Origin of the sequence: Luteimicrobium subarcticum (assembly GCF_002798015.1) — a bacterium.
In the GTDB taxonomy this organism is placed as follows: Bacteria; Actinomycetota; Actinomycetes; order Actinomycetales; family Cellulomonadaceae; genus Luteimicrobium; species Luteimicrobium subarcticum.
The window spans coordinates 49,434-62,312 of sequence record NZ_PGTZ01000001.1 but is presented as its reverse complement, the minus strand read 5'-3'; the positions used below and the strand labels follow the sequence as shown (position 1 = coordinate 62,312).

The following is a 12,879-nucleotide window of genomic DNA, read 5'->3' as shown; positions in this document are numbered from 1 at the left end:
ACACCCATTCACTGCAGGCCACCCCCGACCCCGGGGGTGGCCTGCGGCATATCCAGAACCCTTCACCGCCGCGCCGCCCGTCCACCGAGCCGCGCGGCGTCTCCACGGGCGACCTCGTCCCGAGCCGCGTGCGCGGCGGGCGACGTGGGGTGCGGCCTCGTGGCGCGTAGCGCCCGCCGTGCGAGGAACATGGGAAACTGGGACACGCCTCTCGAGACGCGCGCGGCGCGTCTTCCACGTGCCACTTCTGTGAGGACCGCTGATGACGCAGGACGACCCCACCCACGACGCACCGCAGGAGCGGCGCGACAACTCATCGCGGGACGGTTCGCGCGGCGCGGACCGCCGTTCGTCCGGCGGGTACGGAAGCCGTGGTGCCTCCGGAGGCCGCTCGAGCACCCCGCGGTCTTCGGGCGGCGGCTATGGCGCCGGTGGCGGCCGGGGCAGGGATTTCTCGGACCGCTCGGGAGCGCCCGCTCGCAACGGTGGCACTCGCGACGGTGGCACGGGGGGTCTCGGCCGCGGCGGCGCGGACCGTCGTGACGACCGTCGTCCCCCGAGCGGCGATCGCGGGGCCCGTGGAGGCTCTGCGCGGGACGACCGCCGCTCCGACGGCACCGGAGACCGAGCCGGGCGAGGACCCGCGCGCGGGACGGGCGGCTCGTCGTCGCGCGGGGCCAACGGGGACCGGCAGGACCGGCGTGGTGCTGGTCAGGGCGCCGGCCCGCGCAGCGGTCCGAATGGCGGTCAGGGCGGCGAGCGTGCGCGGACGGGCGGCGGCTACCGCGGTCGCGACGAGCGCAGCCCCGCGCGCGGGGACGACCGCCGCACCGGCTCCCGGCCTGACGGCCGTGGACAGCGTTCTTATGACAGCGGCGACGGGCGCGGGGCACGTCAGGGCGGACGGCCCGGCGCAGCCGGTGGCCGGGACGACCGTGGCCGTGGCCGCGACGACCGGTACGGACGGCCCGGCGCACCCGGTGGCCGCGACGACCGTGGCCGTGCCCGCGACGACCGCAACGACGACCGGTACGGGCGCCCAGGCCCCGAGCACCGGGGGCCGCGCCCTGACCGTCCGGCCGAGCCCGCGCTGCCGGACGACGTCACCGGTGCGCTGCTCGACCGTGCGGCGCGTGGTCGGCTGCGCGGGCTCACGAAGGACAACGCGGAGACGGTCGCGCGACACCTCGTCATGGCGGGTCGCCTCATGGACACCGACCCGGCGCTGGCTGACGAGCACGCCCAGGCGGCGGTCCGCCGGGGCGGACGCATCGACGTGGTGCGCGAGGCCGCAGGTCTCACGGCGTACCAGCTCGGTCGGTACGCCGACGCGCTGCGCGAGCTGCGCACCGTGCGGCGACTCAACGGGTCGTCCGAGCACCTGCCCGTCATGGCGGACTGCGAGCGCGGCCTGGGACGTCCGGAACGTGCGATCGACCTCGCGCGGACGCCCGAGGCCGACACGCTCACGCGCGCCGGCAAGGTCGAGCTCGCGCTCGTCGTGAGCGGGGCGCGGCTCGACATGGCCCAGCTCGAGGCAGCGACGGCAGTGCTCGACGGCATCGACCAGCGGGGCCTCGACGCCGACCAGCTCCGGCGGATCGCCGAGGCTCGGATCGGGATCGTCGAGGCGTCGGGCGACACCGCTGCGGCAGCCGCGCTGCGCGCGCAGCTCGGTGTCGCCGCGCCGGATGACGACGAGGACGACGAGATCGTCGTCTTCGATCTCGCGGACGACGCGGACGACGCGGACGACGCGGACCACGGCGCGTCGCACAGCGGAGCGCAGGACGAGCCCGCCGACGCGGACCCCCGGACGGACGCCGACCAGCCCACCGCGGCGCCCGGGGCGGACGACGCCGCACGGGACGAGGAGACCGACGCGTGACCACGTCGACGCTCCGGGCGTCCACCGGCCCGCTGGCGGCCCAGCACGACCTGGCCCTCGTCGACCTCGACGGCGTGGTGTACCGGGGGGCGCACGCGGTCGAGCACGCCCCGGAGACGCTCATGCGGCTGCGCGGCGCGGGTCTGGGGCTCGTGTTCGTGACGAACAACGCGTCGCGCGAGCCCGGGACGGTGGCCGACCAGCTCAGCGGGCTCGGCCTGGCCACGCGTCCCGACGAGGTCTTCACGTCGGCGCAGGCGGGCGCGGCCCTGCTGCGCCGACGGCTGGAGCCCGGGGCGCGGGTCCTCGTCGTCGGGGGTCCGGGGCTGCGCACCGCGGTCCGCGAGGCGGGGCTGGTCGAGGTGGCGTCGTCGGACGAGGAGCCCGCCGCCGTGGTGCAGGGCTTCTCGCCCGACCTGTCGTGGGCCGACCTCGCGGAGGCGTCGTACGCCGTCGCGCGCGGTGCCTGGCACGTCGCGACCAACCGTGACCTGTCGATCCCGACGGGGCGCGGCACCGCGCCCGGCAACGGCACGCTCGTGGCCGCCGTGGTCGCCGCGACGGGGGTGGAGCCGGTCAGTGCCGGCAAGCCGGAGCCGGACATGTACCGGATCGCGGTGGACCGCGCGCAGGCGTCGAGCCCGCTCGTGATCGGAGATCGGTTGGACACCGACCTCGCGGGCGCGCGCTCCGCGGGCTACCCCGGTCTGCTCGTCCTCACGGGCGTGCACCGCGTGCGCGAGGCGGTGCTGGCCGTCCCCGGCGAGCGCCCCGACTACCTCGGGGCCGACCTGCGTGCCCTCGACGACGTGCACGAGGTGCCGGAGCAGCGGGACGGCTGGTGGACGCTGGGCGGGGCGGCCGCACGGGTCGCGGACGGTCGGCTCGACCTGTCGGGCGACCCGGACGTCGACCTGGCGCGCTGCGCGTGCGTCGCGGCGTGGGCCGCGGTCGACGCGGGCGAGGAGCTGGACCGCGACACGGCGCCGACGTTCGCTGTGCGGACCGACTGACTCGTGGGTCAGGGCCTGTAACGTTGGCCGAGCCGTGCCGCCGGTCGACCGACCGGCGCGACCGGACGACCTACGCACGCGAGCCCACGCCGGGCACCGACCCGGCCACGACCTTCGGGGGACTGGCATGAACGAGCACGAGCGCGGCGACGCCCAGCAGGTCGTCGGCTCGGGGGACCCCGTGGTCGACCGTGAGCTCGAGTCCCTGCGCGACGTCTCCGAGCTCTCCCCGGGCGAGCAGGTCGCGGTGTTCGAGCGCGTCCAGGCGGCGCTGCAGGGCCGCCTCGTGGACGCCGATGGCTGAGCCCGGGCGGGTCGACGCAGAGCTGGTGCGCCGCGGTCTGGCCCGCTCGCGGCGCGAAGCGGTCGCGCTCGTCGAGGCGGGGCTCGTGCACCGCCAGGGCCAGGTCGTGCGCCGCGCCGCCGACCGCGTGGACGGCGACGAGGACCTCGCGGTCGACCGTCCGGCGTCGGACGACGCCTACGCGTCCCGGGCGGCGCACAAGCTCGAAGGTGCGCTCCGGGCGCTCGACCGCGCGTTCCCGGCGCCCGATCACCCGGCGCCCGACAACCCGGCCGCGGCGCCGGCCGGCCCGCTCGCGGTACCGGTCGAGGGTGCCTCGTGCCTGGACCTCGGCGCGTCGACCGGTGGTTTCACCGACGTCCTGCTGCGCCGCGGTGCGCGGCGCGTCGTCGCGCTCGACGTCGGGCACGACCAGATCGTCGACCGGCTGCGGAAGGACCCGCGCGTGGACGTGCGCGAGGGCGCGAACGCGCGCGACCTCGTGCCGGCCGACCTGCCGGGCCCGGTGGACGTCGTCGTCGGCGACCTGTCGTTCATCTCGCTGGGGCACGTGCTCCCGGCCGTGGCGCGCGTCGTCGGACCGGACGCCGCGGTCCTGCTGCTGGTCAAGCCGCAGTTCGAGGTGGGGCGCGAACGGCTCGGCACCGGCGGGGTGGTCCGCGACCCCGAGCACATGGTCGACGCGGTGGTGGGCGTCGCCCGCAGCGCTCTCGCTGTCGGGCTGCGCGCCGTCGCCGTGGTGCCCAGCCCGTTGCCCGGGCCGCACGGCAACCGGGAGTTCCTGCTGCGTCTGCTCCCGTCGTCGGGCAGCGGTCCAGGGAAGGCCGACGCCGCGGTCGCCGCCGCCGAAGTCGCCGCGGCGGCACGCGCGGCCGTGGCCACGCCGGTCGCGCCGCCGGACGACGCGTGGTCGCCGCCGCCCGTGCCGGAGGTGTTCGTCGTCGGGGCTCGTCAGCGCACCACCTCCGTCCCCGGTCCCGTCTCCACCCCAGCCCCCAGCACCGTCCTGAAGGAGGCCCCGTGAGCCGCAAGGTCGTGATCGTCGCCCACGGCGGCCGCCCGGAGGCGCACGACGTCCTGCACGAGACCGTCCGTGAGCTCGCCGCGGCCGGGTTCGAGGTCGTGCTGCACGACGACGACCTCGCCGAGACGTTCGGCGAGCCGATCGACGTGCTGCGCGAGAAGGAGGGCGTCGCCGACGCCGAGGTCGTGCTCGTGCTGGGAGGCGACGGGACGATCCTGCGGGCGGCCGAGCTGACGCACGGGACGCAGGTCCCGCTGCTCGGCGTGAACCTCGGCCACGTCGGGTTCCTCGCCGAGAGCGACCGCAGCGACCTGCGCCGGACGGTCGAGCGGCTCGCGGCGGGCGCGTACTCGGTCCAGGAGCGAGGCGTGCTCGACGTCACCGTGCGGGTCCCCGGGCGGGCCGAGCCGATGGTCGGCTGGGCGCTCAACGAGGCGACCGTCGAGAAGATCGACCCCGCGCGGATGATCGACGTGGCGCTCGAGGTCGACGGCCGGCCCTTGTCGTCGTTCGGGTGCGACGGCGTGGTCCTCGCGACGGCGACCGGGTCGACCGCGCACGCCTTCTCCGGCGGCGGCCCCATCGTGTGGCCGGACGTCGACGCGATGCTCATGGTGCCGCTCGCGGCGCACGCCCTGTTCGCGCGTCCCGTCGTCGTGGGCCCGGCGTCGAGCCTCGCGCTCGAGATCCTGCCGAGCGCCTCGTCGGAGGGCCTGCTGACGTGCGACGGCCGGCGGACGGTCCCCCTGCCGCGCGGGTCACGGGTCGAGGTCCGGCGGGGTCCGGAGCCCGTCCGGCTCGCCCGGCTCGACGACGCCCCGTTCACGGACCGTCTCGTCGACAAGTTCAAGCTGCCGGTGGTCGGCTGGCGTCAGCGCGCCGCGAAGGAGGACTGAGGTGCTGGAGGAGATCTCGATCGAGAACCTCGGGGTGATCGAGTCCGCGCGGGTCGAGCTCGGCCCGGGACTCACCGTGGTGACGGGGGAGACCGGCGCCGGCAAGACGATGCTGCTCACGGGGCTCTCGCTCCTCATGGGCAACAAGGCGGACGCGGGAGCCGTCCGGCCGGGCGCCGACCAGGCGGTCGTCGAGGGAAGCCTCGGGGTGCCGCCCGGCTCGCGCGCGGCGCAAGTGGTCGACGACGCCGGCGGCTCGGTGGACGACGACGGGAGCGTCGTGGTGCTGCGGACGGTGGCCGCGGGCGGGCGCTCGCGGGCGCACGTCGGCGGGCGCACCGTCCCGCAGGCGGTGCTGGGCGAGCTCGCCGAGGAGCTGGTGACCGTGCACGGGCAGGCCGACCAGCTGCGGCTGCGGTCGCCCGCGCGGCAGCGCGCGGCGCTCGACACGTTCGCCGGGCCGGACCACCTCGCGGTCCTCGACGCGTACCGGGCGGCGTGGACCGAGCGGTCGGCCGCCGCCGCGGAGCTGGCGGAGATCCGGGGGGCGCGGGCCGAACGGGCGCGCGAGGCGGAGCTGCTGCGGCTCGGCCTGGCCGAGGTGGAGCGCGTCGACCCGCGCGAGGGCGAGGACGACGAGCTCGACGGGCTGATCGGCCGGCTCACGCACGTCGAGGACCTCCGCGCTGCGGCCCAGGTCGCGCACGACGCGCTCAGCGGCCGCGAGGAGGCCGACGCCCCCGAGGGGGCCGTGGCGCTCGTCGAGCACGCCTTCCGGTCGCTCGAGGGGGCGGGCACGCAGGACGCCGCGCTCCGCGCGCTCGCGGGCCGGGTGCACGAGGCGTCGTTCGCGCTCGGCGACGCCGCGGCCGAGCTCGCGTCGTACGTCCAGGACCTCCAGGCCGACCCGGCGGCGCTCGAGACGGCCCACGCGCGCCGCGCCGAGCTCACCGGCCTCGCTCGGGCGCACGGCGGCTCGGTGGCCGAGGTGCTGGCGTGGGCGAGCCGGTCCGGGTTGCGGCTGCTCGACCTCGGCGACGACGACACCCGGGTCGACGAGCTCGCCGCGCGTGTCGAGGAGCTCGACGCGCAGGTGGTCGAGCTCGCCGCGGCGGTCTCCGCGGGCCGCCGTGATGCCGCGACCGCGCTGGCCGACGCCGTCACGGGCGAGCTCGCCGGCCTCGCCATGGGCGGCGCGCGCCTCGAGGTCGCGGTGGCCCCCGCGGACGCGCCGGGTCCCTCGGGCGCCGACGTCGTCGAGCTCCTCCTCGTGCCGCACGCCGGTGCGCCGGCCCGACCCCTCGGCAAGGGCGCGTCGGGCGGCGAGCTGTCGCGCGTGATGCTCGCGATCGAGGTCGCGCTCGCGACCCGCTCCCACACGGACGGGCCCCTTCCCACGTTCGTGTTCGACGAGGTGGACGCGGGCGTCGGAGGACGCGCCGCCGTCGAGGTGGGCCGCCGGCTCGCGGAGCTCGGCCGCGTCGCCCAGGTGCTCGTCGTGACGCACCTGCCGCAGGTCGCGGCGTTCGCCGACGCCCACGTCGTGGTCGTCAAGCGGACGACGTCGGCCACCGGGGCCGGGCCGGACGGCCGGGGCGACGGCGCCGGACGGGGCGGTGACGACGACGGCGAGGCGCCGGTGACGGCGTCGGGCGTCCGGCGCGTCGAGGGCGACGAACGGGTGCGCGAGCTCGCCCGCATGCTCTCGGGCCAGGAGGACTCGTCGACCGCGCTGCAGCACGCCACCGAGCTGCTCGAGACGAGCGTCGTCGGACGGTGACGGCGGGAGGGGGGCCCGACGTGGGACGATGGGGCCGATGAGACTCACGCTGCGCAGGACGCCGGTGGGCCCTGAGACACACGGTGTGCAGGGCCCGGCCCGCATCGACCGGCGGACCAAGGCGCTCACGAAGAGGCTGCGGCCGGGTGACGTCGCGGTGATCGACCACGAGGACATCGACCGGGTCGCCGCCGACGCGCTCGTCACCGCGCGCCCCGCAGCCGTGCTGAACGCCGCGCGCTCCATCTCGGGCCGGTACCCCAACCTCGGTCCCGAGGTGCTCGTGCAGGCCGGCATCGTGCTCGTCGACGGCCTCGGCCCCGCGATCATGGACCTGCCCGACGGAGCCTCGGTCCGCGTGGTCGACGGCGTCGTCCTGCGCGGTGACGAGGAGGTCGCGCGAGGGCAGGAGCAGGACGAGGAGAGCGTGCGCGAGGCCCTCGAGGTCGCGCGCGAGGGCCTGTCGGCCGAGCTCGAGGCGTTCGCCGAGAACACCATGACGTACCTGACCCGCGAGAAGGAGCTCCTGCTCGACGGGATCGGCGTCCCGGACATCACGAGCGACATCGACGGGCGGCACGTCCTGATCGTCGTGCGTGGCTACCACTATCGCGAGGACCTGCAGATCCTGCGACCCTACATCCGCGACTACAAGCCGGTGCTCATCGGCGTCGACGGCGGTGCCGACGCGATCCTCGACGGAGGGTTCAAGCCGGACCTCATCGTCGGCGACATGGACTCCGTCTCGGACCGCGCGCTGTCGTGCGGCGCCGAGATCGTCGTGCACGCGTACCGGGACGGCCGTGCCCCCGGCCTCGACCGGGTGCGCGAGCTGGGCGTCGAGCCCGTCGTGTTCCCGGCCACCGGGACGAGCGAGGACGTCGCGATGCTGCTCGCGGACGACAAGGGTGCCGAGGTCATCGTCGCGGTGGGCACCCACGCCACGCTCGTCGAGTTCCTCGACAAGGGGCGCGCCGGCATGTCGTCGACGTTCCTCACCCGGCTGCGCGTCGGCTCCAAGCTCGTCGACGCGAAGGGCGTCTCGCGCCTCTACCGCTCGACGATCTCGAACGTCCAGCTCGTCCTGCTGTCGCTCGCCGGGCTGCTCGCCGTCGTCGCCGCCCTGGCGTGCACGGCTGCCGGGCAGACGCTGCTCGGTCTGCTCGGCGCGCGGCTCGACGACTTCACCTCCTGGGTCGGCTCGCTGTTCGGCGGGTGAGCCGCCCACGACCGCTGCCCGTCCGGTACCCCTGAACCGGCGAGCCACGAGCTCGCCACGACCCCGTCCTGAAGGCTGTCAGTGATCAACTTCCGCTATCACATCGTCTCGCTGATCTCGGTGTTCCTCGCCCTCGCGGTGGGCATCATCCTGGGCGCCGGCCCGCTCAAGGAGTCCATCGGCGACCAGCTCAGCGGTCAGGTCTCCGCCCTGCGGGCCGAGAAGGAGGACCTGCGCGCGCAGCTGCAGCAGGAGCAGGCGGCGTCGGAGCGCGGCGAGACGGTCGTGGGTGCGCTCGCGCCCGCGGTGCTCTCCGGGACGCTCGACGGCGCGGACGTGACGGTCGTCGAGCTCGGCAGCGGGCTGGACGACGAGTTCAAGGCGCTCTCCACGCAGCTCAGCACGGCGGGTGCCGTGGTGCGTGGACGCATCCAGGTCACGAGCACGTGGACCGACCCGTCGGGCGCGACGACGCTCGACGAGACGGCGCCCGAGCTCGCGGCCGAGGGGCTCGCGATCGACACCGGCAGGACGTCCGCGCAGCAGGCGGCTCAGGCGCTCGCGCTCGCCGTCTCGACGGCCGACCCCGCGGGTGACGGGGGCGCGCTGTCCGACCAGGCCCGCACGACGCTCGGGGTGCTGCGGTCCGCGGGTCTCGTCGACGTGGAACGGACGCCCACCGTCGCGGCGGACGCGATCGTCGTCCTCGACGGGTCGCCGGAGGGGCAGTCGTCGGACGCGACCCCCGGCGCCGACGAGTCCCAGGCGTACACGAGCGACCGCGAGCTGGAGATCGTCACGGCGGCCCACGCCGCGGTGCCGGACACCGTGGTGGCCGGCCCGGCCGACGACCCGACGGGCGTGGTGGCCGCGGTCCGCGACGACGGCGACCTGCAGGTCGTCGTGAGCACGGTGAGCGGTGCGGACACCCTGTCCGGGCAGGTCAGCGTCGCGCTCGCGCTCGCCGACCAGGCAGCCGGGAGCGTGGGCCACTACGGGTTCGACGACGGCGCGACCGCGGCCGTGCCGGCCCTGCCGCCGGCGCGCGACAGCTCGCCCTCCGGGACGGGCAAGTGAGCGCGCGGCGCGGTCTCGCGGGTGCGGGGGTCGCCGCGGTGGCGACCTGGGCGGCGCGGTCGCTCGCGGCGCGCGCGGACGTGCCGGGCGGTGCGCGCTGGTCGCGGACGAACCACCGCGGCGAGCCGGTGAGCATGCTCGAGGGTCCGGCCGTCACGCTCGGGCTCGCGGCCGGCGCGCTGGTCGCGGCGCCCGGTCGCGCCGGTGCCGCCGTGGCTCTCGCGACCGCGGGCGCCGGCGCTCTCGGTGTCGTCGACGACCTCGCCGAGGACACCACGACCCGCACCAAGGGCCTGCGCGGGCACCTCGGCGCGCTCCGGGAGGGACGGCTCACGACCGGCGGTCTCAAGGTGCTCGGCATCGGCGCCTCGGCGTTCGTCGCGGCGTGCGTCGCCCCGCCCCGGTCGCGCTCGGCGGCCGGCCGCGCCGTCGACGTGGTCGTCGACACGGCGCTCGTCGCGGGCACCGCGAACCTCGTGAACCTCCTCGACCTGCGTCCCGGACGGGCGCTCAAGGCGTCCGTCGTCCTCTCGGCGCTCGCCGGCCTGGGCGGTGCGCTCACCCCGGCCGCGCAGGGCGTGACCGGCGCCGGCGCCCTGACGGGCGTCGCCGGCGGGGCGGCGGCCGCGGCGGCCCCTGCCGACCTCGGCGAGCGTGACATGCTCGGAGACGGGGGAGCGAACGCCCTCGGCGCGCTCGTGGGCACCCAGGCGGCGCTCGCGCTGCCCCGCCCCGCACGGCTGGCGCTGCTCGCCGGCGTGGTGGCCGCGACGCTGGCGTCCGAGCGGGTGAGCTTCTCCGCCGTCATCGACCGCACCCCGGCGCTGCGTGCCGTCGACCGCTGGGGACGCCGGGCATGAGCCGGCCGGGACCGGCGCCCCGCGAGCGCGCCGGCGCCCGTCGCGCGGCGAGCCAGACGCTCGCGGGCGCAGCCCTCCTCATCACGGCCGTCACGATCGTCAGCCGCCTGCTCGGGTTCGCGCGCCAGGTCGTCCAGGTGCACCAGGTGGGCACCGAGGGCGTGGGCGGCGCGTACGCGGCGGCGAACGCGCTGCCGAACATCCTGTACGAGGTCGCGGCGGGCGGGGCGCTCGCCGGCGTCGTCGTGCCGCTGCTCGCCGGTCCGGTAGCGCGACGACTGCGTCTCGACGTCGACCGGTCGGCGTCCGCGCTCCTCTCCTGGGCGGTCGCCGTGCTCGTGCCCCTCGGGGTGCTGCTGCTCGTGCTCGCCCCGCCCATCGTGTCGGGTGTCCTGGGCATCCACGACGACGCGACGGCCGACGTCGCCACGTACTTCGTGCGCGTGTTCGCCGTGCAGGTCCCGCTCTACGGGGTCGGGGTCGTGCTGTCCGGCGTCCTGCAGGCGCACCGGCGCTTCTTCTGGCCCGCCGCGGCGCCGATCCTGTCGAGCCTCGTCGTGGTCGTCGCCTACCTGGCGTTCGGGCGCCTGACCGCCGACCCCGCGGACGTCGCCGGGACGTCGGATGCCGCCCTCGCCTGGCTCGCGTGGGGCACCACCGCCGGGGTCGCGGCCATGTGCCTGCCGTTGCTGATCCCCGTACGGCGCGCGGGCGTGCGCCTGCGCCCGACGTTCTCGTTCCCCGCCGGGCAGGCGGCCCGGGCACGCCGCCTCGCGCTCGCGGGGGTCGGCGCGGTCGTCGGTCAGCAGGTCGCCACGCTCGCGGCGCTCTGGTCGACGCAGCACTGGGGCGGCAACGGCACCTGGACGGTCTACCAGCTCGCGCAGGCCGTCTACCTGCTGCCGTACGCGGTGCTCGCCGTGCCGCTCGCCACGAGCGCCTTCCCGCGGATCGCGGAGCGGGCGTCGTCGGGCGACCACGCCGGCTTCGCGCGGCTCGTCGGCGGAACGACGCGCGCGGTCCTCGCCGTGAGCGTCGTCGGCGCCGCGGCCCTCGTGGCCCTCGCGCCGGCCGTCGAGGCGGTGTTCGTCCGGATCGCCAAGGGCAGCGTCGCGGGCATGGCCGGCACGGTCGCCTGGCTCGCGCCGGGGCTCGTCGGGTACGCGCTGATCTTCCAGCTCTCCCGGGTCCTGTACACGCTCGACGAAGGTCGGGCGGCGGTCCGCGCCACGGTGCTGGGCTGGGGGACCGCGGCCGTCGCGTCCCTCGTGCTGCCCCCGCTGCTCGTGCGGCACGCGGCCGACCCCGCGGCGACGCTCGAGGGCGTCGCCGCGGCGAGCTCCCTGGGCATGGCCGTCGCGGGCCTCCTCCTGCTGCGCGCCGTCCGCCGCAGCGCACCGGCCGGCGCGCTGCGCGGCACCGGCCGCACCGTGCTCGTGCTCGGGTGCGGCGCCGTCGTCGGGGCGGGGCTCGGGCTGCTCGTCGTCGACGCCCTGCTGCCCGCGCACCCGGGGTGGCCCGTGGCGCTCGCGGTCGGGGCGCTCGGCGCGCTGCTGGCTGCGGCGGTCGTCGGCGCGGCCGTCCTCGTGGGAGACCGGGGGACCGTCAGCGGGCTCGGCGGCCTGCGGCGGTCGTCGGCGCGTGGCGCGTCCGACGAGCCCGACGACTCCGCCGCGCAGGGCGGGGAGGTCCGATGAGGGTCGTGCAGGTGCTCGGGTCGAGCGCGGGCGGCGTCGCACGGCACGTCGGTCAGGTCGCGGACGTGCTCGTGGAGCGCGGGACGAGCGTCCGGGTCGCCGGGCCGGCGTCGGTCGCGCCGACGGTCCGCGCCGCGGCGGGGGCGGCGGGGGCGGCGCTGGACGTCGTGGACGTCGAGATCGCGGACCGCCCGCGGGGCTCCGACGTCGGGGCGTTGCGCCGCCTGCGCGCCCTGGCCCGGGACGCCGACGTGGTGCACGCGCACGGCCTGCGGGCGGGTGCGCTCAGCGTCCTCGGCGCGGTGGGCCTGCGCGCGCGGCGGCCCCGTGTCGTCGTGACGCTGCACAACCTGCCCGTCGGGGGGCGCGGCGTGCGGACCGTGTCCGCGGTGCTGGAACGCGTCGTCGCACGGGGTGCGGACGTCGTGCTGGGGGTCAGCCCGGACCTGGTGGACCTCGCCCGCGTCCGGGGCGCCCGTGACGTCGCGCTCGCGCTCGTCCCGGCCCCGGCCGTGGGGGAGCGACCGGGACGGTCGGCCGCGCAGGTCCGGGACGCGCTCGGCGTGCGGGCCGACCAGGGCCTCGTGGTGACGGTGGCGCGGCTCGCGCCGCAGAAGGGGCTCGACGTGCTGCTCGACGCCGCCTCCCGGTGCGCGATGCCGCTCGTGTGGGCCGTCGCGGGCGACGGGCCCCTGCGCGCCGACCTGGCGGCACAGGTGACCGCGCGCGACCTGCCCGTGCGTCTGCTCGGGGCGCGTGACGACGTGCCCGACCTGCTCGCGGCGGCCGACGTCGTGGTCTCGACCGCGCGGTGGGAGGGACAGCCGCTCTGGCTCCAGGAGGCGCTGGGTGCGGGTGCCGCCGTCGTCGCGACGGACGTGGGCGGCACCGCGGCCGTGACGGGCGACGCCGCCGTGCTCGTGCCGACGGGCCCTCCCGGCACCTGCGCCGAGGCGCTCGCGGCGGCCGTCGGCACGCTCCTCGCGGACCCGGACGAGCGGGCGGCGCGGGCCGCCGCCTCGCTGCGCCGCGCCGCCGCGCTGCCCCGGCGCGCGGACCTCGCCGACCAGCTCGACGCGGTCTACCGTGGGAGCCACGCCTGACCGACGGCAGCCGGCGCA

11 protein-coding genes are annotated in these 12,879 nt (G+C 77.0%); all 11 read left to right on the top strand.

Going from position 1 to position 12,879, the window contains the following annotated elements:
- Positions 1–1,207 precede the first annotated feature (1,207 nt).
- Positions 1,208–1,888: a hypothetical protein gene (locus CLV34_RS16190; RefSeq protein ID WP_157803631.1), complete on the top strand. Its 681-nt coding sequence runs from the start codon at positions 1,208–1,210 to the stop codon at positions 1,886–1,888.
- Positions 1,885–2,901: an HAD-IIA family hydrolase gene (locus CLV34_RS00290; RefSeq protein ID WP_100348303.1), complete on the top strand. Its 1,017-nt coding sequence runs from the start codon at positions 1,885–1,887 to the stop codon at positions 2,899–2,901. Before CLV34_RS16190 ends, CLV34_RS00290 begins: the two co-directional genes overlap by 4 nt.
- 127 nt (positions 2,902–3,028) lie before the next feature.
- Positions 3,029–3,205, top strand: coding sequence for a hypothetical protein (locus CLV34_RS16185; RefSeq protein WP_157803630.1), 177 nt, complete (start codon positions 3,029–3,031; stop codon positions 3,203–3,205).
- Entirely contained in the window at positions 3,198–4,229 is a 1,032-nt protein-coding gene (locus CLV34_RS00285; protein WP_100348302.1) for a TlyA family RNA methyltransferase, read from the top strand. Before CLV34_RS16185 ends, CLV34_RS00285 begins: the two co-directional genes overlap by 8 nt.
- Positions 4,226–5,125: an NAD kinase gene (locus tag CLV34_RS00280; protein WP_100348301.1), complete on the top strand. Its 900-nt coding sequence runs from the start codon at positions 4,226–4,228 to the stop codon at positions 5,123–5,125. Before CLV34_RS00285 ends, CLV34_RS00280 begins: the two co-directional genes overlap by 4 nt.
- Before the next feature lies 1 nt (position 5,126).
- Positions 5,127–6,905 carry a DNA repair protein RecN gene (gene recN / locus CLV34_RS00275; RefSeq protein WP_100348300.1) on the top strand — a complete coding sequence of 593 codons (1,779 nt, stop codon included), beginning with the start codon at positions 5,127–5,129 and terminating at the stop codon, positions 6,903–6,905.
- A gap of 37 nt (positions 6,906–6,942) precedes the next feature.
- Entirely contained in the window at positions 6,943–8,124 is a 1,182-nt protein-coding gene (steA, locus tag CLV34_RS00270; protein WP_100348299.1) for a putative cytokinetic ring protein SteA, read from the top strand.
- Positions 8,125–8,205: 81 nt separating this feature from the next.
- A complete protein-coding gene (locus CLV34_RS00265) occupies positions 8,206–9,201 on the top strand; it encodes a copper transporter (protein ID WP_157803629.1) in 996 nt (331 codons plus the stop codon).
- Positions 9,198–10,061 (top strand): hypothetical protein, encoded by an 864-nt coding sequence (locus CLV34_RS00260; RefSeq protein ID WP_100348297.1) that lies wholly within the window; start codon positions 9,198–9,200, stop codon positions 10,059–10,061. The genes CLV34_RS00265 and CLV34_RS00260 overlap by 4 nt, the downstream gene beginning before the upstream one ends.
- Entirely contained in the window at positions 10,058–11,758 is a 1,701-nt protein-coding gene (murJ, locus tag CLV34_RS00255) for a murein biosynthesis integral membrane protein MurJ (protein WP_100348296.1), read from the top strand. Before CLV34_RS00260 ends, murJ begins: the two co-directional genes overlap by 4 nt.
- Positions 11,755–12,861 carry a glycosyltransferase gene (locus CLV34_RS00250; RefSeq protein ID WP_100348295.1) on the top strand — a complete coding sequence of 369 codons (1,107 nt, stop codon included), beginning with the start codon at positions 11,755–11,757 and terminating at the stop codon, positions 12,859–12,861. Before murJ ends, CLV34_RS00250 begins: the two co-directional genes overlap by 4 nt.
- Positions 12,862–12,879: the final 18 nt, after the last annotated feature.

Excerpts from the sequence above, each read along its gene's own strand:
- murJ (WP_100348296.1), top strand. The coding sequence starts at position 10,058 with ATGAGCCGGCCGGGACCGGCGCCCCGCGAGCGCGCCGGCGCCCGTCGC.
- steA (WP_100348299.1), top strand. The coding sequence starts at position 6,943 with ATGAGACTCACGCTGCGCAGGACGCCGGTGGGCCCTGAGACACACGGT.
- CLV34_RS16185 (WP_157803630.1), top strand. The coding sequence starts at position 3,029 with ATGAACGAGCACGAGCGCGGCGACGCCCAGCAGGTCGTCGGCTCGGGG.
- CLV34_RS16190 (WP_157803631.1), top strand. The coding sequence starts at position 1,208 with ATGGACACCGACCCGGCGCTGGCTGACGAGCACGCCCAGGCGGCGGTC.
- CLV34_RS00285 (WP_100348302.1), top strand. The coding sequence starts at position 3,198 with ATGGCTGAGCCCGGGCGGGTCGACGCAGAGCTGGTGCGCCGCGGTCTG.
- CLV34_RS00250 (WP_100348295.1), top strand. The coding sequence starts at position 11,755 with ATGAGGGTCGTGCAGGTGCTCGGGTCGAGCGCGGGCGGCGTCGCACGG.